Below are 24600 nucleotides of genomic sequence, written 5' to 3'. Positions count from 1 at the left end.
CCGCAGCCGCTTCAATCCGCAACGAGGCCCCTATGCTCGACTGGGTTCGCGAATATCAGCCGCTGCTCACGCTGATGGTTTCCACCTGCACACTGCTGGTCTGGCTCTTCTATGCGCACCTGCTGCTGGCCAACTTCAAGCGCCAGCGGCGACCCAACCTGATCATCAATCGCGGCGCCGGCAAGGGGCTAACCTCGCTGTGTCTGATCTCCAACATGAGCGCCGAACCGATGTTCATCAATCAGGTGCTGATCTGCCTGGATACCAACCGCGGCAGCCTGCTCGGCGACGTAACCGATATCCGCGAAAGTCAGGAAGATGAGGCGACGCCCGATCTGGCGCTGTACCAGACCACCCACCAGGGCCCGCTGCGCAGCGGTGATTTCACCCACATCGGCAGCTTCCAGGCATTGCTGCGACGGGCAGCCGAGCAGCATGGCATCGACTTGCGCGGGCACCAGCCGGAAGGCGAATGGCAGTTTCTGGGCATGGAGATCCGCGTGGTGGCCTTCTATGGCTCGGACCGCCATCCGCTGGGCGTGTCCCGCCGCTTTACCCTGGACGGCGCCGAGCTGCTACCCGACAGTCCGCTCACCCGCCAGCTGTGCACCCGACGCGAGCGCCGTCAGGTGCGCGGCTGGATGGTCGAGCACATCGGTTAGGCCGGCGGGCACATCGCTGTGCCCGCCGGCGCACCCGTTCAACGGCCCTGCTGCGCCAAGCGCCGCCGTTGCAGCCAGACGATCAGCGCGAACAGCAGGAAGCCCGGAATCCATATGAATTCCTTGGGCCAGCGATCGGTCGGCGCGCGCACCCTGAGGATCTGCTGGTCGAATTCCAGCCCCGCCTCGGCGGCCGGGCTGCCGAAGGTCACGCTGTCGACCAGCACCTTGCCCTCCTCGACATAGGTCATCAGGCCGATCTTCTCGAGCTTCTCCTCGCCACTCTCGCCGTCAGGAATCGCCAGCAGCACGACGAACTCGCGCGGATCGCCGACATCATCCTCACCCAGCACGCGCAGACGTAGCTGGCTGTCCTCCCCGACCCGCTCCAGTGCCTGCACCAGTTCGGTCGGCTCGATGTCGCGGTAGGGGTCGTGGATGATGTCCATCCAGAAGCCCGGACGGAACAGCGTGAACGCCACCAGCAGCAACAGCAGGCTTTCGTACCAGCGGCTGCGCACCAGAAAGTAACCCTGGGTGCCGGCGGCGAAGATCAGCATGGCGATGGTCGCCACGACGAAGATCAGAACGCCGTGCCAGAAGTCCACATCGATCAGCAGCAGGTCGGTGTTGAAGATGAACAGGAACGGCAGCGCCGCGGTGCGCAGGCTGTAGTAGAAGGCGGTGATACCGGTCTTGATCGGATCGCCCTTGGACACTGCGGCGGCGGCGAACGAGGCCAGACCCACCGGCGGCGTCACGTCGGCCATGATGCCGAAATAGAAGACGAACAGGTGTACCGCGATCAGTGGCACGATCAGGCCGTTCTGCTGCCCCAGCGCCACGATCACTGGCGCCAGCAGGCTGGATACCACGATGTAGTTGGCGGTGGTCGGCAGGCCCATGCCGAGGATCAGGCTAAGGAAGGCGGTGAGCAGCAGCATCAGCAGCAAGTTGCCCATCGACAGCAGCTCGACCAGATCGGCCAGCACCAGGCCGACGCCGGTCTGCGATACCGCACCGACGATGATGCCGGCGGCGGCGGTAGCGATACCGATGCCGATCATGTTGCGCGCACCGGCGATCAGCCCCTCGCGCAGATCGACCACGCCGTCCATGAAGGTGCCGTGCTCGTGGGCACCGTCCTTGCGCAGCATCGACAGCAGCGGGCGCTGGGTGAGCAGGATGATCACCAGCATCACCGAGCCCCAGAATGCCGAGAGGCCGGGTGACAGCCGCTCGATCATCAGGCACCAGACCAGCACCACCACCGGCAGCAGGAAGTGCAGGCCGGAGAGCAGCACCGGACGCGTCTCGGGCAGTTGCTCGAGCGGCGCGTCGGGGTCTTCGGCGGGCAGCGGCGGGTTGCTTGCCGCCACCTTCAGCAGTGCCAGGTAGACCAGCGCCAACAGCGCCCCGATCACCCACAGCGCCGAGTCGCCCAGGGCTGGCTTGAGCCAGCCGAGGCCGTAATAGACACCCAGCGACAGCCCCGAAATCAGCGCGGCACCGAAGGCGAAGCCGATCAGCCGCTGCATCCAGGGCTTGGCCACGTTGGCCCGCGGCAGCGCAGTCAGGCCCAGCTTGAGCGACTCCAGGTGCACGATGTAGACCAGCGCGATATAGGAAATCAGCGCTGGCAGGAACGCGTGCTTGATGACCTCGACGTAGGGAATGCCGACGTACTCGACCATCAGGAACGCCGCGGCGCCCATCACCGGCGGCATGATCTGGCCGTTGACCGACGAGGCGACTTCCACCGCGCCGGACTTTTCCGCGGAGAAGCCGGTGCGTTTCATCATCGGGATGGTGAAGGTGCCGGTGGTCACCACGTTGGCGATCGACGAGCCGGAAATCAGTCCGGTCATGCCCGACGCCACGACCGCGGCCTTGGCCGGGCCGCCACGAAAATGCCCGAGCATGCTGAAGGCCAGCTGAATGAAATAATGACCCGCACCAGCGCGTTCGAGCAGCGCGCCGAACAATACGAAGAGAAAGACGAAGCTGGTGGAGACACCGAGCGCGATGCCGAACACGCCTTCGGTGGTGATCCACTGGTGGTTGGCCAGCGCGGTGAAGCTGACCCCACGGTGGGCGAGCAGGCCGGGCATCCAGGGGCCGGCGACGCTGTAGACCAGAAATATCAGGGCGATGATTGCCAACGGCGGGCCGAGGGCACGGCGCGTGGCTTCCAGCAGCAGCGGAATGCCGAGGCAGGCCGTGATCAGGTCCATGGTGGTCAGGTTGCCGGGTCGCTGCGCCAGTTGCTCGTAAGCGATGAACAGGTAGGCGGCAGTCGCGGCAGCGATCAGCCCCAGGGCGATGTCGAACAGCGGGACGCGGTCTCTCGGCGATTTCTTGAAGGCCGGATAGGCCAGAAACGCCAGCAGCAGCGCGAATGCCAGATGGATCGAGCGGGTCTCGGTGTCGTTCAGCACGCCGAACCCGAGTACGAAGGGCAGCGGCGAGGCGATCCACAGCTGGAACAACGACCAGAGCAGCGCCAGCCCGGCGATGACCGCGGCCATCGGGCCTTCGGGCAGGCGCGCACCGACATCCTGGGCGATCAGTTCCTCGGTGGACAGTTGTTTGTCTTGCATGAATTGAGGCCTGTTTTTTCAGGTAACGGAACCGCGAAAACCCGTGGCCATGGGGCGCACGGGTTTTCGGCTAAGGCATCGACGATCAAGGTCGCGTCCGCGACGCGGCCCTGCTGAGCCTTACAGCCAGCCGCGTTCCTTGTAGTAACGCTCGGCGCCTTCATGCAGCGGCGCGCTCAGGCCGACTTCGATCATCTCTTCCGGCTTGAGATCCTTGAATGCCGGGTGCAGACGCTGGAAGCGCTCGATGTTCTCGAACACCGACTTCACCAGCTGGTAGACCACTTCGGCATCGACCTTGGCGGTAGTGGACAGCACCGCCTTGCCGCCAATGGACTGGGTCGGCTGGTCGTTGCCCTTGTACAGGCCGCCGGGGATCTCGGCCTTGGTGTAGTAGCTCTTGGCAGCCAGCAGCTTGTCGATCTCCGGGCCGGTGATCGGCACCAGGACCGCATCGACGGTGGTGGTGGCTTCCTGGATCGCGCCATTCGGATGACCGACGAAGTAGGTCATGGCGTCGATGTTGTTGTCGCCCAGGGCGCTGGCCTGCTCGGCCGGCTTCAGCTCGGCGGCCAGGGAGAACACCGACTTGTCCCAACCCTTGACGTTCATGATCTCTTCGAGGGTATCGCGCTGGCCCGAACCGGGGTTGCCGATATTGACGCGCTTGCCCTTCAGGTCATCGAGACCCTTGATGTTGGCATCACGACGGGCGAGCACGGTGAAGACTTCGCTCTGCAGCGAGAACACCGCGCGGATGTCGTCCATCTTCCCTTCTTTCTCGAAGGGCGCGACGCCTTCCATCGCCTTGTACTGGTGGTCGGACTGCATGATGCCGAAGTTGAATTCGCCACTGCGCAGACCGTTGACGTTGGCCACGCCGCCGCCGCTGGCCGGCGCGTTGCACTTGATGTTTTCCGCATTGCGGTTGACGAAGCGGCAGATCGATTGCCCGGCGACATAGTAAACGCCGGTCTGGCCGCCGGTGCCGATGGTGACGAACTTCTCTTGCGCCTGTGCTACTCCGCTCAGGCCGGTACCCGCCAGAGCGGCGGTAAAGATCCATGCCAAGGATTTGCCTTTCATGGATGCACTCCTTTTTGGTTGTTTTCGGATTCCCGGGCATCCCTTGTGAGTCTGCGCGGAACTTGAGTCTAGCAGGCGTCAGCGTCGGCAACAGCCTTCGCGACCTGCGTGCCGTTCCTACCCTGCAATCCCTAGCTAGGACCGGCCGCTTGAACCAGGGTTGCGGCTCAGGGATGAAGTTTTTATGTACAGCCATTGTACAAAGAAAAGAATATGTACAATATTAGTGGCACTCAGCCATATTGATATGCCTGACCAAGGTAGTAGGACTTCAGTCGTATTGAACGCACTTAGGGACTGATATAACTATGCCATCACCCTGATTTGTCAGGGCGATGGTAAGCCAACAGGGCCGTCGACATAGCGAACCCGTGCTGGCGCGTTTTCCGTGTCCGCTGCACCGCTACACAAGTTCCGAACGACCCGCTGGGCCATCTGAAGCAGGAAGCGAATCGCCGAGAAGGCGAGACCGACACGGAAGGTACGGTGCATACCGATGCGCCGGCAGAGGCGCCCAGGGAACCGAACAACACCTTGCCTTGTTGACGAGACCCATCATGCGCATGAACCTGCCGGTCACTGGCCGCGACGTTTCAATCAGCGACACCGCCAATATCCTCTCCACCACGGATCTCGACGGTGACATCACCTACGTGAATCCCGATTTCATCCGAGTCAGCGGATTCGAAGAGCACGAACTGCTCGGACAGCATCACAACATCGTCCGCCACCCGGACATGCCCACCGAAGCCTTCGGCGATCTCTGGTCATCCGTGCGCGGCGGCCGATCGTGGATGGGCATGGTGAAGAATCGCTGCAAGAACGGCGATCACTACTGGGTCAGCGCCTTCGTCACGCCGATCAGCCGCAACGGGCGGGTCGTCGAGTACCAGTCCGTAAGGACCAAACCACAACCGGCACAAATTGCTGCGGCCGAACGGCTATATGCGCAGCTGCGTGAAAAACGCCCACCGGCCGCACTGCGGCGCGCCCCGCTGGGCGTACGCAGCCGCGTCGCGCTACTGGCGGCGCTGGGCAGCGCGCCCGTCGTGCTCGCCGGCGCGCTGCTGGGTGGTGTGGGTCTCGCATTCGCGGCGGTCACCACGGCCGTCGCCGCAACGACGGCCGGCACCCTGGCCTATCTTGCGCTGGCCCCCCTGCAACGGCTCGTCGAACAGGCGCGGCGGATCGGCGACAACCCGGTGGGCCAGCTGATCTACACCGGCCGCCGTGACGATTTCGGCCAGATCGCCTTCGCCATGAAGATGCTGGAAACCGAGGCTGGCGCCATGGTCGGGCGCATCGGCGATGCGTCCCGCCAGCTCAGCCAGCACGCCAAGGAGCTGCTCGGCGCGATGGAGAGCAGCACACAGAGCGCTGCCCGTCAGCAGGTCGAGACGGACCAGGTCGCCACCGCGATCAACCAGATGGCAATCAGCGTGCAGGAGGTGGCCAGCAACGCACAGCGCACCGCCGAAGCCGCCAGCCGTGCCGATAGCGAAGCCGCGACCGGCACCGAGGTGGTCAATCGCACCGGTGCCGCCATCGGCCAGCTGGCGCTGGACATCCAGCAAGCCGGTGAGGTGATCCACGAACTGGAGATGCACAGCAACGACATCACCAAGGTGCTGGACGTCATCCGCGGCATTGCCGAGCAGACCAACCTGCTGGCCCTCAATGCCGCCATCGAGGCGGCACGCGCAGGTGAACAGGGCCGAGGCTTCGCCGTGGTCGCCGACGAGGTGCGCAACCTGGCATCGCGGACGCAGCAGTCGACTCAGGAGATCAACAGCATGATCGCCGCCCTGCAGGGCGGCGCACGCCAGGCGGTGGAGGTCATGCAGCGCAGCCGTGAGCAGGCCATGCACAGCGTCGAGCAGGCGGAACAGGCGGCGCGCTCGCTGCAGGGCATCAATAGTCGGGTCAACGATATCAGCGAAATGAGTATCCAGATTGCCGCGGCCGTCGAGCAGCAGAGCGCGGTGAGCGAGGACATCAACCAGAACATCGTGAGCATCCGCAGCGGTTCGGACCATCACGTGGAGAGCGGCCTGCGCAGCCGGCAAAGCGCCTCGGGCGTCGCCGAGCTGGCCGGCCGGCCGGATGGAAATGCTGGTGGACCAGTTCTGGACCCGCCGACGTGCCTGAAGCAGGGCAAGAACGCCCCGTAATGGTGCGACGCAGGGCGCTGCCGGAACGGCGCCATAATGCGCTTGCCGGGCTTGTTACCACACTTGGCTACAGGCAAAATGCCACCAGTTTCGCATTTTGCGAAAGTTGCTTTACCGCTCAGGACACCCGGACCTGATAGCTAAGGCGCCAGCCGTGACATCCCATCAGGGGTGCATACGGCCGGCGCCTTTTTTTTGCCCTCGACGAACCCCGTCAGGGCAGAACCGCCGGGCGAACAAACGGCACCCAACCTGCATGTGACGCTACGAAGAACAAGCAATGCTGACCGAAGAGACCCTGCGCGAGGCCCTGGAAGAGACCATTCAGGTCTTGGAGCGCACCCGCCGCTCCTTCAAGTCGCGCGAACTCGGCCAACTGCGCCGACGCCTGATCGACCTGCTGGAGCAGCTGGAGACCGATGCGGGCGGCAAGGAGGATGACTGATCACCGATTCGTAACCTGACTGCCGTACAAGATGCCCCGCCGCATCCCGCGAGCGCGCCGACAGAAGCCGCGCCGCCGAACCTGCCTCGCGTACTCAGACCCATTACCAAGGAAGATCTGTTTATGCGCCTCAACCTGCCCGTCAGCGGCCGCGAAGTCATCGTGGACGACACGGCGAACATCCTCTCGACCACCGACCTCAAAGGCACCATCAGCTACGCCAATCCTGATTTCGTGGCGATTTCCGGGTTTGACGAAGACGAGCTGCTGGGTCAGCCGCACAACACCGTGCGGCATCCGGACATGCCCGAGGCCGCGTTCGCCGATCTCTGGCAGACGCTGCAGGCGAACCGCTCGTGGATGGGCATCGTCAAGAACCGCTGCAAGAACGGCGACCATTACTGGGTCAGCGCCTTCGCCACGCCGGTCAGCCGCAACGGCAAGGTGGTGGAGTACCAATCGGTACGGACCCGCCCGCAGCCCGAACAGATCCAGGCCGCCGAGGCACTCTACGCGCGGATGCGCGACGGTCGGGCTGCGGCCTCGTTGCGCCCGCCAGCGCTCGGCCTGCGCGCTCGGGTGGCGCTGCTGGCAGGCCTCGGCGGCGCAGCCGGTGCGGCGATCGGCGCATTGCTGGGCGGCGCGCCGCTGATCGCAGGTGCAACGGCCGTCGTGCTGGCGGGCGCGGCCGCCGCCGGGCTGACGGCACTGGCACTGGCACCGCTGGTACAGCTGGTCCGACAGGCACGGCGCATCGGCCGCAATCCCGTCAGCCAACTGATCTATACCGGACGCAGGGACGAGATCGGCGAAATCGCCTTTGCCATGAAGATGCTGGAAACCGAAGCCGGAGCCATGGTCGGGCGTATCGCCGACTGCAGCCGGCAGCTAAGCGATCACGCCCGCAACCTGCTTGGCGCGGTGCATGGCAACTCCGCAAGCGCTTCGCGACAGCAGCAGGAAACCGACCTCATTGCCACGGCCATTCAGCAGATGACTGCCAGCGTGCAGGAAGTTGCGCTCAACGCACAGCGCACTGCCGAAGCCGCCGCGCAGGCCGATAGCGAAGCCGCCAGCGGCCGGGAGATCGTCGGCCTGACCGGCAGCAGCATCACCCGCCTGGCCAGCGATATTCAGCAGGCCGCCGAAGTCATCCACCAGCTCGAAAGCCACGGCCAGGAAATCAGCCGCGTGCTCGAGGTGATTCACAGCATTGCCGAGCAGACCAACCTGCTCGCGCTCAATGCCGCCATCGAAGCGGCGCGCGCTGGTGATCAGGGCCGCGGGTTCGCCGTGGTGGCCGACGAGGTGCGCCAGCTGGCCTCGCGCACCTCAATGGCGACGGCGGATATACAGACGATGATCGCCGCGCTGCAGGCCGGCACGCGGCAGGCAGTCGACGTCATGCAACGCAGCCGCGAACAGGCCGAGCACAGCGTCAGCCATGCCGACCGGGCCGAACACTCGCTGAGCGATATCAACAACCGGGTCAACGAGATCAGCGCCATGAGCAACCAGATCGCCGCTGCCGTGGACCAGCAAAGTTCGGCGAGCGAGGAGATCAGCCAGAGCATCGTCAGCATTCGCGGCAGCTCGGATCAACATGTCAGCAGCGGCATGCACAGCCAGCGCAGCGCCAGCGGCGTCGCCCAGCTGGCCGATGGCATGCTCGAGCTGGTGCAGCAGTTCTGGGCACGCCGGCGCGCCTGAGACGACAGCCCGTCAGCTGTGTGGGACAGATGGGCTGCATGATGGCATGATGGCATCGCAGCCGGCGCGTTTCTGGCGCCGGATGACTGACAGAATGCGTGTCAGTCGCTGCGACGTCCACGAGGCAAGCCACCATGATGCGCACCCTGCTGTTTATCGCCGGTCTGATGCTGCTGTCCTCGCTCGCGAGCGCGGTGGCTGCCGGGCCGTCGCCGGTGCTGCAGGTGCGCGATGCATCGGCACTGCAGGTCGACGCGGTGGAATATGTGCTGGGCAAGCCCATGGCGTCCTTCGATGACGCCGCTGGCGCGCAATGGCCCTGGCAGCCGCTGACCAAGCCAACCCTGGGCAAGCAGCCTGACGGCGCCTGGCTGCGCATCTCCCTGCACAACAGCGCGGCGCACGCCAGGCTCTGGTACCTGCTGCTGAAATGGCCGGTGCTCGATCGCGTCGCGGTGCGCCTGCATTATCCGGACAGCGACCGTTGGGGCACGGCGATGCTCGCCGGGGACGCCGTGGCCATGAGCGCTCGGCCATTGGCGGACCATCACTTCGTCTATCCGCTGGAGTTGCCGGCGGGCGAGCGCGCGGTGGTCTACCTGCAGGTGCAGGCCCGCGAGACGCTGGCCCTGCCGCTGGAACTGATCGACGAGAAGCAACTGATCGAGAGCCGACTCCACGATGTCACTCTGGTCAGCCTGTTCTTCGGCGGCATTCTGGTGATCGTGCTGTACAACTGCAGCCTGCTGATCTTCACCCGCGACCCAAGCTATTTCCTCTACGTGCTCTATCTGCTCAGCGCGGTGTTCTACGTGCTGAGCATCACCGGCTTCGGCCAGCTCTATCTCTGGCCGGAGATTCCCGAACTCTCGGCACGCTTCTACGGGCTCTCGGCCGCCCTGTGTTTCTTCACACCGATGCTGTTCGCCCTGCGCTTTCTCGGTGTGCGGCGTTACGGCGGTTGGGTCTGGGCAGTTTCGATCACCCTCACGCTGTACTGGGGAGCCGTGGTGGTGATCCTGCTGCTGGCGCCGGCCCTGGCCCGCTATACATTCATGGAAAGCGTCGCGCTGCTGCACTGTGTGCTGACCATGGCGATCACGCTCAATCTTTGGGCGCGCGGCAACCCGTCCGCGCGGCTGTTCAGCATCGCCTGGAGCACGCTGCTGGTGTTCACCGTGGTCAACCTGCTGGCACTCAACGGCGTGCTGCCGCTCAACGCCTGGACCCTGAATGGCCAGCTGATCGGCATGTTCACCGAGTTCGTGCTGCTTTCCATGGCCCTGGCCGAGCGCATCAACATCGAGCGCAACCGGCGTATCGCCGCGCAGCAGCTGGCGCTGCAGACGTCCGAATCGCTCGCCGCCGAGCGCGCCCTGCACCTGCAGGCCAAGCAGGAGGCACTGGACGTGCAGCTGCGTGCCAACGAGGTGCTGGAGGCACGGGTCTACGAGCGAACCCGCGCGCTGGAGGACGTCCGCCTGGGCCTTGAAGCCGCCAACGCCGAGCTGCTGCGCCTGAGCACCACCGATTCGCTGACTCAGCTGGCCAATCGTCGACGCTTCGATCTCTTGCTGGACGAGGAAATCCGCCGCGCGCGGCGCGCCGGCAGTCCACTGTCGGTGCTGCTCGCCGATATCGATCACTTCAAGCGGGTCAACGACAGCTATGGCCATCCGTTCGGCGACGAATGCCTGCGCCAGGTCGCGGCAGTGCTCGCCGCCCATTGCCAGCGCGCCGGGGACGTCGCGGCGCGCTATGGCGGCGAGGAATTCGTCGTGCTGCTACCGGGGCTCGACGGGCCGCAGGCCGCGGCGCTGGCCGAATCTATCCGCCGCACGATCGCACAACTATCGCTGCAGCACGACGAGCAACCCGTGCCGCTGACCATCAGCCTCGGCGTGGCGACGCTGGCTCCGGCGCACGCCACGTCAGCGGAGCTGCTGGCGGCGGCGGATGCTGCGCTCTATCAGGCCAAGCACCAAGGCCGCGATCAGGTGGTGCTCGCCGCCGCCCCCTCGGCTGCCTGCCCGGACGGCATCAATCCTCAGCCGGCGTGAAGCACACCCGCACCAACAGCCCGCCGAGCTTGCCCTGATCCAGGCTGATACTGGCGCGATGGGCACGGACGATCTCGCCGACGATGGCCAGCCCGAGGCCGGCGCCATGGCCGCCGGTGTCACGGCGGTAGAAGCGGGCGAAGACGCGATCGCGCTCGGCGGCGGGGATGCCCGGGCCGTCGTCCTCCACCTCCAGCACGCCACCGTCGAGGACCCGCAGCACCACGTTGCCGCCAGCCGCGGTATGCGCCAGCGCATTGTCCAGCAGGTTGCTCAGCAGCTCGCTGATCAACGTCGGTTCGCCGTCGATCCACACCGGCGCCTCGGCCTCCAGCGCCAGGGCGACACCGCGCTGGTGCGCCAGCGCGGCCATCGCCAGCCCCAGTTCGCGGGCCAGCTGCGACAGGTCCAGACGCTGAGCGCCGCCTTCGGCGATCGATTGCGCGCCGCTTTCGATACGCGCCAACGAAAGCAGCTGGTTGGCCAGATGAATGACCTTGTTGGTGCTCTGTCCGGCGTCTTCCAGGGTGCTGCGCCACGCCGCGGGCTCGGCTTCGCGCAGACCCAGTTCGATGCGCGCCTTGAGCGCCGCCAGCGGCGTGCGCAGCTCGTGTGAGGCATCGGCGATGAAGCGCGCCTGGCGCTCGAACTGCCCACGCAGGCGCTCGGTGAAGCCATTGAGCGCGCCGACCAGCGGCTTCAGCTCGCGCTGCACATCGACCAACGGCAGCGGCCTGAGGTCATCCGGGGCGCGTTCCTGCACGGCCTCGCTGAGCCGGGCCAACGGGCGCAACGCCGCGCTGACGGCCAGCCAGACCAGCACCAGCGCGGCAAGCGCCAGCAAGCCCAGGCGCCACAGCGTGTCGCTCAACAGGCTACGCGCCATGCGCTCGCGCGCGCCGAGCGTCTCGGCCACGCGAATCTCGGCGATGCCGTTGAGCTCGGGCTCGCTGACCGGCTGCAGCAAGCTCACCAGGCGTACGCCCTGGCCCTGGAACTCGCCGTCGTAGAAGCGCGCCAGCGCCGGGTAGTCGTCGGTGCGACGGACCTCGGCACCCGGTGCGGGCAACTGTTCGTAGCCGCTGACCAGGCGCCCCTCGGTGTCCAGCACCTGGTAATAGATGCGTCCGGCACTGTCGTAGGCGAAGGTGTCCAGCGCCACGTAGGGCACGTTGGCGCGCAGCCTGCCGTCGCTGGTCACCAGCCCCTCGGCGATCGCCCGGGCCGAGGCCAGCAGGGTCCGGTCGTAGGCGGTATCCGCGGCGGCGCGGCCGTTCCAGTAGGCACTCCAGGCCCCGTACAGCAGCAGCGGCGTGAGCAGGATCGCCAGCCGCAGCAGCAGCCGCGCACGCAGACTGCCGGCCGCCCCGCGCTCAGCCATCGAGCGCCTCGAGCATATAGCCCAGCCCGCGGAAGGTGACGATGCGTACCGGCTGGCCCTCGAGCTTCTTGCGCAGGCGGTGGATGTAGATCTCGATGGCGTCGGCGCTGGCCTCCTCGTCCAGACCGAATACCTGGGCGGCCAGCTGATCCTTGCTCATCACCCGACCGGGGCGGGCGATCAGCGCCTCCAGCACGCCCTGTTCGCGCGAGGTCAGCGTCAGTGGCTCGTCGGCCAGGCTGAAGCGCCGCGCATCCAGATCGTAAAACAGTGCGCCGCAGCGCTGCTGGCGTTCGCCGCCGCCGACGCTGCGTCGCAGCAGCGCCTTGACCCGCGCTTCCAGCTCGGACAGTTCGAACGGCTTGGCCAGGTAATCGTCGGCACCGAGGTTGAGCCCGTGCACGCGGTCGCTGACCTCGCCGCGGGCGGTGAGCATCAGTACCGGCAGCGTCTTGCCGCGCTCGCGCAGGCGCGCCAGCACCTGAAAGCCGTCGAGCCGTGGCAGGCCGACATCGAGAATCGCCAGCGCATAGTCCTCGCTGGCCAGCGCCAGGTCGGCGGCGACGCCGTCGTGCAGCAGGTCCAGGGTCCAGCCGGCGGCGCGCAATGCCTGGGCCACGCTTTCGGCCAGCTGGGGATGGTCCTCGACCAGAAGAATTCGCATTGCCTGTCCTCTGCGATGGCGACGGAGCGCCAGTGTAGCGGCAGAACTTTCACGCCGCTGCCGGCTTTGCGCGCTGAAAGGCTGGCGAAAGCTTGACCGCCTAGGATCGCTCGCAGGTGGCTCGAACCACCACGCGCGGCGCATGCGCCGTCACAACAAAAACAATAGTGGAGATACCCCCGATGCTGACTGCCGTCAGACGCTCACCCGCTCCTGCCCGTCTCGCCCTGGCCGTTGCCGCCGCCTCGCTGGCGCCCATGGCTCAGGCCGCATTCATCGAAGACAGCAGCGCGACCCTGCAGACCCACAACATCTACCTGAACCGCGATTTCCGCGAAGGCACCGCCCAGTCCAAGCGCGAAGAGTGGACCCAGGGTTTCATCCTCGACGTACAGTCCGGCTTCACCGAAGGCACCGTCGGCGTCGGCCTGGATGCGCTGGGCATGCTCGGCGTCAAGCTGGATTCCGGTGGCGGCCGCGCTGGCACCGACCTCTTGCCGGTGCAGGACGATGGCGGCACGCCGGACGAGTTCAGCCGCCTGGGCCTTACCGCCAAGGCGAAGATCGGCGAGACCGAACTGCGCTACGGCTCGCACATTCCCGAGACGCCAGTGGTCAAGGCCAGCGACAGCCGTACGCTGCCGCAGGTGTTCGAAGGTGCCACCGTCACCTCCACCGATATCGACGGCCTGACCCTGACCGGCGGCCGCCTGGACAAGGTGATCGATCGTTCTTCGACCAACTCCCAGGACCTGCAGCTGAACAACAAGAACGGCCGTTTCGCCAGCGCCGCCGAGGCCGATCACCTGACCTTCGCCGGTGCCGAATACGCCTTCAACGAGAACCTCACCGGGCGCTACTACTACGGCGAGCTGGACGACGTCTACCGCCAGCACTTCTTCGGCCTGCTGGCGAACAAGCCGCTGAGCGACAACTCCGCGCTGAGTGCGGACCTGCGCGTGATGCTCAGCGACGACACCGGCGCGGCGAATGCCGGCAAGATCGATAACCAGGCCTGGAACGGCATGCTCGGCTACAGCCTCGGCGGGCACAAGGTCAGTGTCGGCTACCAGCAGATGCGCGGCGATACCGGCTACGCCTACATCGACGGCGGTGATCCGTTCCTGGTCAACTTCGTGCAGATCAACGACTTCGCCAACGCCGACGAGCGCTCCTGGCAGGCCCGTTACGACTACAACTTCGCCGCTGTCGGCATCCCCGGGCTGACCTTCCTGACCCGCTACATCTCCGGCGACAACGCCGAGTACTCAGGCGGCAACAACGGCAGCGAGTGGGAACGCGACTTCGAGTTCAAGTACGTGGTGCAGAGCGGCCCGCTGAAGAACGTCGCGCTGCGCTGGCGTAACGCGATGTACCGCTCCGATTTCGCCCGCGACGCCGACGAGAACCGTCTGATCGTCAGCTACAGCCTGCCGATCTGGTAAACAGAACAAGAACGCGAGGACTACCCGATGAAAACCAGACTCAGCCGTTTCGCCCTGCTGTCGTCCTGCCTGCTGCTCTCGAGCCAGCTGCTGGCCGAACCCAAGCGCCCCGAGTGCATCGCCCCGGCCAAGCCCGGCGGTGGTTTCGACCTGACCTGCAAGCTGGCCCAGAGCGGCCTGAAGGACAGCGGCCTGCTCGAAGCACCGATGCGCGTCACCTACATGCCCGGCGGCGTCGGCGCGGTGGCCTACAACGCGGTGGTCGCCCAGCGTGCGGCGGAAGCCGGCACCATCACCGCCTTCTCCAGCGGTTCATTGCTCAACCTCGCCCAGGGCAAGTTCGGTCGTTACGACGAGAACGCCGTGCGCTGGCTGGCTGCGGTCGGCACCGACTACGGCGCCATCTCGGTGCGTGCCGACGCGCCCTACAAGAACCTCGACGAGCTGATTGCCGCGGTGAAGAAGGACCCGGGCAGTGTGGTGTTCGGCGCCGGCGCCACCATCGGCGGCCAGGACTGGATGCAGACCGCGCTGATCGCCCGCGCTGCCGGTGTCGATCCGAAGAAGCTGCGCTACGTCGCCTTCGAGGGCGGCGGCGAAACGCTCACCGCCATGCTCGGCGGCCATGTGCAGGTCACTTCCAGCGGCCTCGGCGAAGTCACCCCGCAGCTCAACGCCGGCAAGATCCGCATCCTCGCCGTGCTCTCCGACGAGCGCCTGCCGGGCAAGCTGGCCGACATCCCCACCGCCAAGGAGCAGGGCTACGACATCAGCTGGCCGGTGATCCGCGGCTTCTACATGGGGCCGGAAGTGCCTGACGAGGACTTCAACTGGTGGAAGACCCAGTTCGACACCCTGCTCGCCGACGAAGACTTCGCCAAGCTGCGCGAACAGCGCGACCTGTTCCCGCTGTCGATGACCGGCGATGAGCTGGAAGCCTTCGTCAAGAAGCAGGTGCAGGACTACAAGGCGCTGGCCGGCGAGTTCGGCCTGGTCAAGTAACGCGAACCGGCCCGCGTTCGCGGGCCGCACGGTCGACCCGGCAGCTGCCGGGTCGCCGAATCCCTGAGGTATCCCGTCATGTACGTACGTGTCTTCGCCGCGGCGTGGCTGCTCGCCTGCGCCGGCCTCGCCCTGCTCGCCTGGGGCTTCGAGGCGCCCTTTGCCTACGACCCGGTCGGGCCGCGCGCCTACCCGCTGCTGTTGCTGTTGCTGATGGCCTGTGGTGCGGCGTGGCTGCTGTTCAAACCGCACGGTGAGCCGACGCCAGCGTTCGATCGGCCCAAGGCGCAGCGCGCCGTGCTGTGCGTGCTGGCCCTGCTGGCCTACGCGCTGCTGTTCGAAACCCTGGGTTTCGTCATCAGCACCGCCCTGGCCGGTTTCGCCCTCGGTCTGCTGTTCAACGGTCGCATGTGGCCCAGCGTGATCAGCGGTGCGCTGCTTGGCGTGCTGCTCTACGGGCTGTTCGATTACCTGCTGGACGTGCCGCTGCCGCTTGGCCTGCTGCGTCTGCTGGAGAGCTGAAATGGAAACACTGAATTTCTTGATGCAGGGCTTCGATGTCGCCACGCGACCGACCAACCTGCTGGTGGCGCTGTTCGGCGCCTTCGTCGGCACCGTGGTCGGCCTCTTGCCGGGCCTCGGCCCGATCAACGGCGTGGCGCTGCTGCTGCCGCTGGCCTTCGCCCTCGGCCTGCCGCCGGAGACCGCGCTGATCCTGCTCGCCGCGGTGTACCTGGGCTGCGAATACGGTGGCCGCATCTCGGCGATCCTGCTCAACGTGCCGGGTGATGCCGCCGCGGTGATGACCACCCTCGACGGCTACCCGCTGGCGCGCCAGGGCAAGGCTGGAATCGCGCTGTCGCTGTCCGCGGTCAGCTCCTTTATCGGCAGCACCATCGCCACCTGCGGGGTGGTGCTGTTCGCCCCGCTGCTGGCCAAGTGGGCAGTGGCATTCGGCCCGGCGGAATACTTCGTGCTGATGATCTTCGCCATCGCCTGCCTCGGCGGCATGGTCGGCGACAAGCCGGTGAAGACGCTGATGGCCGCGCTGATGGGGCTGGGCCTGGCCACCGTCGGTGTCGACTCGACCACCGGCGTCTACCGCTTCACCTTCGGCAGCGTCAGCCTGTCCGATGGCATCCAGTTCGTCATCGTGGTGATCGGCTTCTTCAGCGTCAGCGAGATCCTCCTGATGCTGGAGAAAACCCACAGTGGGCAGCAGGCGGTGAAGGCCAGCGGCCGGCTGCTGTTCAACTTCAAGGAGTTCTGCCTGACCTTTTTCACCATGATGCGCAGCGCCGTGGCTGGCTTCGTCATCGGCACCCTGCCGGGCGCCGGGGCGACCATCGCCAGTGCCATGACCTATATGAGCGAGAAGCGCATGGCCGGCGACAAGGGCCGCTTCGGCGATGGCGACCTGCGCGGTCTGGCGGCGCCGGAAGCGGCCAACAACGCTTCGGCCTGTGGCTCGCTGATTCCCATGCTGACCCTCGGCGTACCGGGTTCGGGCACCACGGCGGTGATGATCGGCGCGCTGACGCTGTACAACATCACCCCCGGCCCGCTGCTGTTCGAACAGCAGCCGGACGTGGTCTGGGGTCTGATCGCCTCGCTGTTCATCGGCAACGTGATCCTGCTGGTGATGAACATCCCGCTGGTCGGCCTGTTCTCGCGCATGCTCGCGGTGCCGAACTGGGTGCTGGTGCCGGCGATCACCGTGATCAGCATGGTCGGTGTGTATTCGGTGCACAGCACCACCTTCGACCTGGTGCTGATGGTCGGCCTCGGCGTGTTCGGTTATCTGCTGCGCAAGCTGGACTTCCCGCTGTCGGCGCTGATCCTCGGCTTCGTGCTCGGCGAGATGATGGAAGACAACCTGCGCCGCGCACTGTCGATCTCCAACGGTGAGCTGGGCATCCTCTGGGGCAGCCCGATCACCCTGGCGCTGTGGGCGCTGACCGTGGCGATGCTGGCCATGCCGGGGCTGCGCTGGTACCTCAAGCGCCGTCGCGGCAACGTGGTCGAGGCACAGGCCTGACATGCGCCAGCGGCTGCCGGCCTGGTGGGCGACACCACTGATCGGCGCGGTCGGCGGCTGGCTGGCGAGTCTGGCCAACTGGCCACTGCCGTGGATGGTCGGCTCACTGCTGGCGGTGATCGCGGTGCGCTGCAGCGGCTGGCTGGTGAGTGAGATGCCGCGCGGCCGGCAGGCCGGGCAGTGGATCGTCGCCAGCGCCATCGGCCTGCACTTCACCGGCGAGGTGATGCGCGAGGTGCTGGTGCACTTTGGCGTGATCCTCGCCGGCGCGCTCGGCACTCTGGCGTTGAGCCTGATCGGCATGGCCATCCTCTCGCGCGGCGGCTGCGATCGGGCCACCGCCTACTTCGCCAGCATGCCGGGCGGCGCCAGCGAGATGGTCAACCTGGCCAGCCGCCACGCCGCCCACCCCGGCCGCGTCGCCGCCGCGCACAGCCTGCGCATGCTGCTGGTGGTGCTGCTGATCCCCGCGTTCTTCACCTGGAGCCTGCCGCCGATCCAGGCACCGGCACCGCTACCGGTCGACGGCTTCTGGCTGGCCGTGCTGCTACCGGCCGGCGGTCTGCTGGCCCTGCTCTGGCGCCGGCTCGGCCAGCCCAATCCCTGGATGCTCGGCCCGCTGACCGTCTGCGCGCTGGCCAGCGCCGGGTTCGATCTGCACATCGGCTTGCCGGACGGGCTCGGCCAGGTCGGCCAGTGGCTGATCGGCTCGTCGCTGGCCTGTCACTTCGACCGGGCCTTCTTTCGCAGCGCACCGGCCTTTCTGCTGCGGGTACTGCTGTTCACCCTCTCGGCGATGCTGGTCGCCGCCGCGCTGGCAGCCGGGCTGGGTTGGCTGACGGCACTGGACGAAACCTCGCTGATGCTGGGGATGATGCCCGGCGGCATCACCGAGCTGTGCCTGACCGCCGAGGCGCTGCAGCTGTCGGTGGCGCTGGTGACGGCCGTGCAGGTGCTCAGGTTGTTTCTGGTGATGTTTCTCGCCGAGCCGGTGTTTCGGCTCTGGCAACGAGCCACGCTTTAGCCCGCCGTCAGGCGGGTTCTTTTTTTGCGGCGCTGGCTGGTACGGCCGTCTGCATGGCGACCGGCGCGACGCACAAGGCCGCCCCGGTTCAGCCGAAGAACCAGTAACACACCCCGATCGCCGCCACGATTCCGGCGAAATCCGCCACCAGCGCACAACCCACCGCATGCCGCGCCCGCTGGATGCCGACGGCACCGAAATACACCGCCAGCACATAGAAGGTCGTCTCGGTGCTGCCCTGCACCGTCGCCGCCACCAGCGCCGGGAAGCTGTCGACACCATGACTCTGCATGGTCTCGATCAGCATCGCCCGTGCCGCACTGCCGGAGAACGGCTTGACCAGTGCCGTCGGCAGGGCGTCGACGAAGCGCGTGTCCCAGCCCAGCGCCTCGACCAGCCAGCGTATGCCCTCCAGGCCGAGGTCCAGCGCCCCGGACGCGCGCAGCGCACCGATGGCACACAGCATTGCCACCAGGTAGGGCAAGAGGCTCTTCGCCACGTCGAAGCCCTCCTTCGCACCTTCGACGAAGGCTTCGTAGACCGGCACCTTGCGCAGTGCACCCACCAGCAGGAAGGCGATGATCAGCCCAAACAGCGTGAGATTGCCCAGCAGCGAGGACAGCGAGGCCAGGGCGGTGGCCGACAATCCGGCCAGCAGCGCCATGAAGCCGCCGAGCAGCAGCGCACCGGGAATGAAATAGGCCAGCACCACCGGGTCCCACAGGCGCAGCCGCTGCACCAGCGCCACTGCCAGCAAGCCGGCCAGCGACGAAGCGCTGGTGGCCAGCAGGATCGGCAGGAACACCAGCGTCGGGTCGTCCGCGCCCTGCTGCACGCGGTACATGAAGATGGACACCGGCAGCAGCGTCAGCGAAGAGGTGTTGAGCACCAGAAAGAGAATCTGCGCATTGCTCGCCACATTCGGCAGCGGATTGAGTTCCTGCAGCGCGCGCATGGCCTTGAGGCCAATCGGCGTGGCGGCATTGTCCAGGCCCAGCCCGTTGGCGGCGAAATTCAGAGTGATCAGACCCAGCGCCGGGTGGCCGGCCGGCACCTCCGGCATCAGCCGGCGAAACAGCGGGCCGAGCAGACGCGCCAGCAGCTCGATCAGCCCGGCCTTCTCCGCAATGCGCAGGAAGCCGAGCCAGAGCGTCAGGGTGCCGAACAGGACGATCATCACTTCCACGGCCAGCTTGGCCATGGCGAACAGGCTTTCCACCAGAGCGGCGAATACGGTCGGATCGCCGCCAAGCAGCCAGCGCCCCATGGCCGCCACGGTGGCAATCAGAAAAAAGCCCAGCCAGAGGCCGTTGAGCATGTCGTTCTCCCATCGAAGCTGGCGGCGATGATAGCGGTGCAGGCGCGCAGGGGTCATCCGCAGTCGGCAGGCAAAGGGAAGAAAGAGACGCTTGGAAAGGAGGTGCAGCCGCGCGGCTGCGAAGCGGAGCGTTGTGAGCTGCAGGCCAGGGCAGTAATGGTCCACCCTGGCTGCAGCCTGACAGAACCCGGTCCGATAACGGAGGTACTCCCTGTACCCCTAGGTCGCTCCGCCAAGGCAGAACAACCCGACCCCCTGGTTCCCCCCGCTGAGGGGTCGAGCGCGCAGAGTCGTTACACCCGACGCGCGCTCTGGATCACCTTCGAAAGCCGAACATGACCCGGCAAATTTGGCATCCCATGCCGCTGACACTCCTGAACCAGCCGCCCTTGCGGGCGGCCATCGATTGCATCAAACGCGCGGTCCACGCCCGCGGCCGAAGATCAGCGATGCCACGAAGAGCACCAGGAACACCACAAACAGGATCTTGGCGATACCGGTAGCGGTGCCGGCGATGCCACCGAAGCCCAGTACCGCAGCGATGATGGCGATGATCAGGAAGGTAATGGCCCAACTCAGCATGGTGTAACTCCTCTGTTTCAGGAACGATACTCAGCGGATCGGATCAGCCGATCGGCGTCGATGTGGTTACGCATCCCTGCCGGTTCGCTCGCACGTCCTTCTTCCTTGCTCAGAACACCCAGCGCTGTTCGGCAGGCGCCTGGCGGTAAACGATGGTCTGCCGTTCCTGGCTGGTCCGCGTGAGCTCAATAGGTTGAGCGTCATACATCCGGATTCGTTCCACGGAGGCCTGCTGCGTCTGACCGAGCGGTTGCGACATCGGCCGCTCGGCACCCATGATGAGCATGACGACTGCAGCAGAGAGGAAACCCTTGCAGGCTAAAGAAAGGCTAGCTTGGCGATTCATCCTCAACTCCTTCTAAGCAAAGCGTGGCGAACATGATGTTGCGTTGATCAAGTCATTGCAGGCTGCGTGCCATCCCGAGAAAACTCTTTTAATTCCTTTAAAATCAACAAGTTACACAAGCAAAGAAAGAAGAACGCAACTTAATTTGCACGAGCCGCCCAGGTATGCCGGGCGTTTTGCACGACCATCAGTGGCGAGTGGCTTTAAGCTGGCGAATGCGCTCGTGGCAGGCGCGCAACTTCGGCAGCTCGATGGCCAGCAAGGCCTTCACGTCCGGTTCCGCATCCGCGACGGCATCCTCGAAGGCACGCAGCAGGTGTGCTTCGCTCTGCTCGAGCTGGTCGATGTAGGCGCGATCATGGTCGCCGACTCGCGAGCGTGCGTCGGTGTACAGCTCGCGCATGCGCCCGGTGAGCGTCCCGCCCTGAGATGGCTGTTCATGATTGGCAGCGACCTTCACCGACAGCGCCTGGATCACCTGTGTCTTGGCCTGCGCCAGGTCGCGGAACAGATGCTGCAGTTCCACGTCCTTTGCTTCTTCGGCGGCATGCTGGTAGAAACGCTGGCCGTCGCGGGTGATCTCGATGAGTTCGTTGAGCTGATTCATGGAATGGTTCATGACGCCTCCTGGATGAGTGAAGACGGCGCCACGCCCACTCGGCGGGCCGCGGCGCGTTCTCTTACCCTGGTCGCAAGCCCCGTGCCAGCCGGTCTGCGAGTTCCGACCGAGCAAAATCAGCGACTTGCATGGCCGCCGCGCCGGGTCCGGAATGCAGCATGCAGGAACAGCTCATCGTCACCGTGCAACTTGCAAGACATTTCATAGACTAAGCACTCGCCAACAACGCAACGGCGCCCCTGCCAGGCGCCGCACGCCATAATTTATTTTCTTTTCAAGCGACTGATTCACCATCTGACTGGGAGCATCCATGGACCAAACGACGGACAACGGCGGGCGCATCCTTCTGGTGGATGACGAAGCGGCGATCCTGCGTACCTTCCGTTACTGTCTGGAGGATCGCGGTTATACCGTAATGACCGCCGCCAGCGCCGCGCAGGCAGAAGCCATCCTGCAGCGCCAGGTATTCGATCTCTGTTTTCTGGACCTGCGCCTGGGCGAGGACAACGGCCTCGATGTGCTGCAGCAGATGCGTATGCTCGCGCCCTGGATGCGGGTCGTGATCGTTACCGCTCATTCGGCCGTGGACACCGCGGTCGACGCCATGCAGGCCGGCGCCGCGGACTACCTGCTCAAGCCGTGCAGCCCCGAGCAGCTGCGCCTGTCCGCAGCCAAGCAGTTGGAAGTCCGGCAGATGGCGGCGCGCCTGGAGGCCCTGGAAGGCGAGATGAAACAGCGCAGCGATGCGCTCGGCTCGCACAGCCCGGCGATGATGGCGGTGCTGGAAACCGCACGCCAGGTCGCCGACACCGACGCCAATATCCTCATCCTCGGCGAGTCCGGCACCGGCAAGGGCGAGCTGGCGCGTGCCATCCACACCTGGAGCCGGCGCTCGAAGAAGGCCTTCGTCACCATCAACTGCCCCTCGCTGTCGGCGGACCTGATGGAAAGCGAGCTGTTCGGCCACAACCGCGGCGCGTTCACCGGGGCCACCGAAAGCACCCTGGGCCGGGTCAACCAGGCCGATGGCGGCACGCTGTTCCTCGACGAGATCGGCGACTTCCCGCTGGCGCTGCAGCCCAAGCTGCTGCGCTTCATTCAGGACAAGGAGTACGAGCGCGTCGGCGACCCGGTGACCCGCCGCGCCGATGTGCGCATCCTCGCCGCCACCAATCTGAACCTCGAGGAGATGGTGCGCGAGGGCAAGTTCCGCGAGGACCTGCTCTACCGCCTCAACGTCATCACCCTCAACCTGCCCCCCATGCGTGAGCGTCCGGAAGACGTGCTGGCCCTGGCCGAACGCTTCCTTGCTTCCTTCGTCAAGAACTACGGGCGCCCGGCCCGCGGCTTCAGCGATGCCGCGATTGCCGCGCTGAAGACCTACCGCTGGCCGGGCAACGTGCGGGAACTGCGCAACGTGGTGGAACGCGCCAGCATCATCTGTCCGCAGCAGATGATCGAGGTCAGCCACCTGGGCCTCGGCGAGCAGGTTGCCAGCAACGCCCCGCGCATCGGTGAGCCACTGAGCCTGGAAGCCCTGGAAAAGGCCCATATCGCCGGCGTGCTGAGCACCAGTGATACCCTCGAGCAGGCCGCGCGCATCCTCGGCATCGACGCGTCGACGCTGTACAGAAAACGCAAGCAGTACGGCCTATGAAACTGCAGATGAAGCTGCGGACCCGACTCTTCCTCGGGTTCTCGGCCCTGATGACGGTGGCCCTGCTCGGGCTGTTGCTGGCGCTGGTCAGCGTGATGCAGATGGCGAAAAGTCAGGAACATCTCATCCGCAACAATTTCGGCATCATCGAAATCAACCAGCAGCTGCGCCAGGTTCTGGGCAACCATCTGGTCGTCCTGCTCACCGACGAGAACAACAGCCAGGCGCTGGAGCCGTTACGCCAGACCTTCCAGCAAACGCTAGAGCGCGGTATCGCCGAAGCTCGCGACGATGCCGACCGGCAGGCGTTCCAGGCAATCGCCAGCGCCTACGCCAGTTTTCTGCAACAGGTCGATCTGCCCGGCCGGCAGGATCTGACCCTGCTCGAAGACAACCCGCTGAGCCAGTCCTTCAACCAGTTGCGCGGCCTGATGACCGACATGCAGCGCATCGCGTACGACCGGATTCGCGACACCGAGCTGCGTAGCCGCGACCGTGCTGCGCTGCTCGCCGGCCTGCTCGGCTTGACCGCCATTGCGGTGCTGCTGATCGGTTTCATCACCGCGCACAGTTTCGCCCGTCGCTTCGGTGAGCCGATCGAACGCCTTTCCGCGGCGGCCGACCAGATCGGACGCGGCGATTTCAATATCGCCCTGCCCACCCCGCCGATCGCCGAACTGTCCTCGCTGAGTCGCCGCTTCGGCCTGATGGCGCAGGCACTGCACCAGTTCAAGCAGACCAACGTGGAGGCACTGGTCAACGGGCAGCAGCGTCTGCAGGCGCTGCTCGACAGCATCGACGATGGTCTGCTGATCATCGACCGCGAGGGACGTCTGGAGCACGCCAACCCGGTAGCGCAACGGCAACTGGCCTGGGAGAACGAGCACCTCGGTTTGTCCTTGGGCGAGGCGCTCGGCTGCCCGGCGCTGGACATTGCGGCGCGCCAGGTACTGGACGACAAACCGCTGTCCGACCCACCCGAGGACCTGGTAATCGAGGCCGACGGCGAGCGACGCCTGCTGGCCTGGCGCATCAGCCCGGTAAGCCACCACGACGGCAGCATCAGCGGCGCGGTCATGGTGCTGCACGACGTCACCGACCAGCGCACCTTCGAGCGGGTGCGCAACGAGTTCGTGCTGCGCGCCTCACATGAGCTGCGCACGCCGGTAACCGGCATGCAGATGGCCTTCAGCCTGCTGCGTGAACGCCTGCGCTACCCGGCTGGCAGTCGCGAATCGGACCTGTTCGACACCGTGCACGAGGAAATGCAACGGCTGGTCCGGCTGATCAACGACCTGCTCAACTTCTCCCGCTACCAGAGCGGCCAGCAGAAGCTGGAGCTGGAGCCGTGTGAAATCCCGGAGCTGCTGGAAACCGCACGCCAGCGCTTCGAGGTCGCCGCAGCCGAGCAGGAGGTGCAGCTCCAGCTGGAGCTACAGCAGCCGCTGCCGACCCTGATGCTAGACCGTCAGCAGATCGAGCGGGTGATGGACAACCTGCTGAGTAACGCATTGCGGCATACGCCGAAAGGCGGCGAGGTACGGCTGCTGGCCCGCCATCATGGCGAGCGGATGATTCTCAGCGTCGAGGACAACGGCGAAGGCATCCCCTACAGCCAGCAGGCGCGCATCTTCGAACCCTTCGTGCAGATCGGTCGTCGTCGCGGCGGCGCCGGACTGGGGCTTGCCTTATGCAAGGAAATCGCCCAGCTGCATGGTGGGCGCATCGGCGTGCATTCGCGGATCGGGCACGGCACCATCTTCTACGTCGCGCTGCCGATCTGACGGCGC

19 protein-coding genes and 1 pseudogene are annotated in these 24600 nt (G+C 65.7%); 12 read left to right on the top strand and 8 right to left on the bottom strand.

What is annotated here, in order from left to right; all coding sequences use genetic code 11:
- The first annotated feature begins 32 nt into the window (after nt 1–32).
- Nucleotides 33–662 carry a hypothetical protein gene (locus NAO55_RS12005; RefSeq protein WP_102838953.1) on the top strand — a complete coding sequence of 210 codons (630 nt, stop codon included), beginning with the start codon at nt 33–35 and terminating at the stop codon, nt 660–662.
- A 38-nt stretch (nt 663–700) separates the two neighbouring features.
- On the opposite strand, the gene NAO55_RS12000 is transcribed toward NAO55_RS12005, so the two are convergent.
- Nucleotides 701–3262: a TRAP transporter permease gene (locus NAO55_RS12000; protein ID WP_102838954.1), complete on the bottom strand. Its 2562-nt coding sequence runs from the start codon at nt 3260–3262 to the stop codon at nt 701–703.
- Nucleotides 3263–3382: 120 nt separating this feature from the next.
- Nucleotides 3383–4348: a TAXI family TRAP transporter solute-binding subunit gene (locus NAO55_RS11995; protein WP_102838955.1), complete on the bottom strand. Its 966-nt coding sequence runs from the start codon at nt 4346–4348 to the stop codon at nt 3383–3385.
- 557 nt (nt 4349–4905) lie between these two features.
- Between NAO55_RS11995 and NAO55_RS11990 the strand changes: the two are divergent.
- From NAO55_RS11990 to NAO55_RS11975, 4 genes and pseudogenes are all read left to right on the top strand, one after another.
- A pseudogene (locus NAO55_RS11990) lies at nt 4906–6496 on the top strand (methyl-accepting chemotaxis protein).
- 303 nt (nt 6497–6799) lie between these two features.
- Nucleotides 6800–6964, top strand: a complete 165-nt coding sequence (locus NAO55_RS11985) for a hypothetical protein (RefSeq protein WP_172974191.1) — start codon at nt 6800–6802, stop codon at nt 6962–6964.
- A 123-nt stretch (nt 6965–7087) separates the two neighbouring features.
- Nucleotides 7088–8674: a methyl-accepting chemotaxis protein gene (locus NAO55_RS11980; protein WP_102838956.1), complete on the top strand. Its 1587-nt coding sequence runs from the start codon at nt 7088–7090 to the stop codon at nt 8672–8674.
- A gap of 134 nt (nt 8675–8808) precedes the next feature.
- Entirely contained in the window at nt 8809–10734 is a 1926-nt protein-coding gene (locus NAO55_RS11975; RefSeq protein WP_102838957.1) for a sensor domain-containing diguanylate cyclase, read from the top strand.
- On the opposite strand, the gene NAO55_RS11970 is transcribed toward NAO55_RS11975, so the two are convergent.
- Both NAO55_RS11970 and NAO55_RS11965 read right to left on the bottom strand, forming a co-directional pair.
- Nucleotides 10715–12115 carry a sensor histidine kinase gene (locus NAO55_RS11970; protein WP_102838958.1) on the bottom strand — a complete coding sequence of 467 codons (1401 nt, stop codon included), beginning with the start codon at nt 12113–12115 and terminating at the stop codon, nt 10715–10717. The two genes, NAO55_RS11975 and NAO55_RS11970, sit on opposite strands and share 20 nt — an antisense overlap.
- Nucleotides 12108–12779 carry a response regulator gene (locus tag NAO55_RS11965; RefSeq protein WP_102838959.1) on the bottom strand — a complete coding sequence of 224 codons (672 nt, stop codon included), beginning with the start codon at nt 12777–12779 and terminating at the stop codon, nt 12108–12110. The genes NAO55_RS11970 and NAO55_RS11965 overlap by 8 nt, the downstream gene beginning before the upstream one ends.
- A gap of 182 nt (nt 12780–12961) precedes the next feature.
- Between NAO55_RS11965 and NAO55_RS11960 the strand changes: the two genes are divergently transcribed.
- From NAO55_RS11960 to NAO55_RS11940, 5 genes are all read left to right on the top strand, one after another.
- Entirely contained in the window at nt 12962–14224 is a 1263-nt protein-coding gene (locus tag NAO55_RS11960; protein WP_102838960.1) for an OprD family porin, read from the top strand.
- A gap of 27 nt (nt 14225–14251) precedes the next feature.
- On the top strand, nt 14252–15226 hold the full coding sequence (locus NAO55_RS11955) for a Bug family tripartite tricarboxylate transporter substrate binding protein (protein WP_102838961.1): 975 nt from the start codon (nt 14252–14254) through the stop codon (nt 15224–15226).
- A gap of 78 nt (nt 15227–15304) precedes the next feature.
- Nucleotides 15305–15748 carry a tripartite tricarboxylate transporter TctB family protein gene (locus NAO55_RS11950; protein WP_102838962.1) on the top strand — a complete coding sequence of 148 codons (444 nt, stop codon included), beginning with the start codon at nt 15305–15307 and terminating at the stop codon, nt 15746–15748.
- Between the two features lies 1 nt (nt 15749).
- Entirely contained in the window at nt 15750–17264 is a 1515-nt protein-coding gene (locus tag NAO55_RS11945; RefSeq protein ID WP_102838963.1) for a tripartite tricarboxylate transporter permease, read from the top strand.
- Between the two features lies 1 nt (nt 17265).
- Nucleotides 17266–18288 carry an AbrB family transcriptional regulator gene (locus NAO55_RS11940; RefSeq protein ID WP_102838964.1) on the top strand — a complete coding sequence of 341 codons (1023 nt, stop codon included), beginning with the start codon at nt 17266–17268 and terminating at the stop codon, nt 18286–18288.
- Nucleotides 18289–18376: 88 nt separating this feature from the next.
- On the opposite strand, the gene NAO55_RS11935 is transcribed toward NAO55_RS11940, so the two are convergent.
- From NAO55_RS11935 to NAO55_RS11920, 4 genes are all read right to left on the bottom strand, one after another.
- Entirely contained in the window at nt 18377–19606 is a 1230-nt protein-coding gene (locus NAO55_RS11935) for a nucleoside recognition domain-containing protein (RefSeq protein WP_102839660.1), read from the bottom strand.
- Between the two features lie 411 nt (nt 19607–20017).
- Complete coding sequence (locus tag NAO55_RS11930; RefSeq protein ID WP_003282841.1) at nt 20018–20188, bottom strand: DUF1328 domain-containing protein; 171 nt, start codon at nt 20186–20188, stop codon at nt 20018–20020.
- 109 nt (nt 20189–20297) lie between these two features.
- Nucleotides 20298–20534 carry a hypothetical protein gene (locus NAO55_RS11925; protein ID WP_063541122.1) on the bottom strand — a complete coding sequence of 79 codons (237 nt, stop codon included), beginning with the start codon at nt 20532–20534 and terminating at the stop codon, nt 20298–20300.
- A 187-nt stretch (nt 20535–20721) separates the two neighbouring features.
- Complete coding sequence (locus tag NAO55_RS11920) at nt 20722–21153, bottom strand: ferritin-like domain-containing protein (RefSeq protein WP_102838965.1); 432 nt, start codon at nt 21151–21153, stop codon at nt 20722–20724.
- A gap of 310 nt (nt 21154–21463) precedes the next feature.
- Here NAO55_RS11920 and algB point away from each other — a divergent pair, with 310 nt between their 5' ends.
- Together algB and NAO55_RS11910 are read left to right on the top strand one after the other, a co-directional pair.
- Nucleotides 21464–22810: a sigma-54-dependent response regulator transcription factor AlgB gene (gene algB, locus NAO55_RS11915; RefSeq protein ID WP_102838966.1), complete on the top strand. Its 1347-nt coding sequence runs from the start codon at nt 21464–21466 to the stop codon at nt 22808–22810.
- The gene (locus NAO55_RS11910) at nt 22807–24594 is read left to right on the top strand and encodes a KinB sensor domain-containing domain (protein WP_102838967.1); all 1788 of its coding nucleotides are present in this window, start codon (nt 22807–22809) and stop codon (nt 24592–24594) included. Before algB ends, NAO55_RS11910 begins: the two co-directional genes overlap by 4 nt.
- The last annotated feature ends 6 nt before the right edge of the window (nt 24595–24600 follow it).

The organism is Stutzerimonas frequens, from assembly GCF_024448335.1.
Taxonomy (GTDB): Bacteria; Pseudomonadota; Gammaproteobacteria; order Pseudomonadales; family Pseudomonadaceae; genus Stutzerimonas; species Stutzerimonas frequens.
Note: the sequence above shows the minus strand (reverse complement) of the source record. Positions and strands in the feature narration are given on the sequence as shown.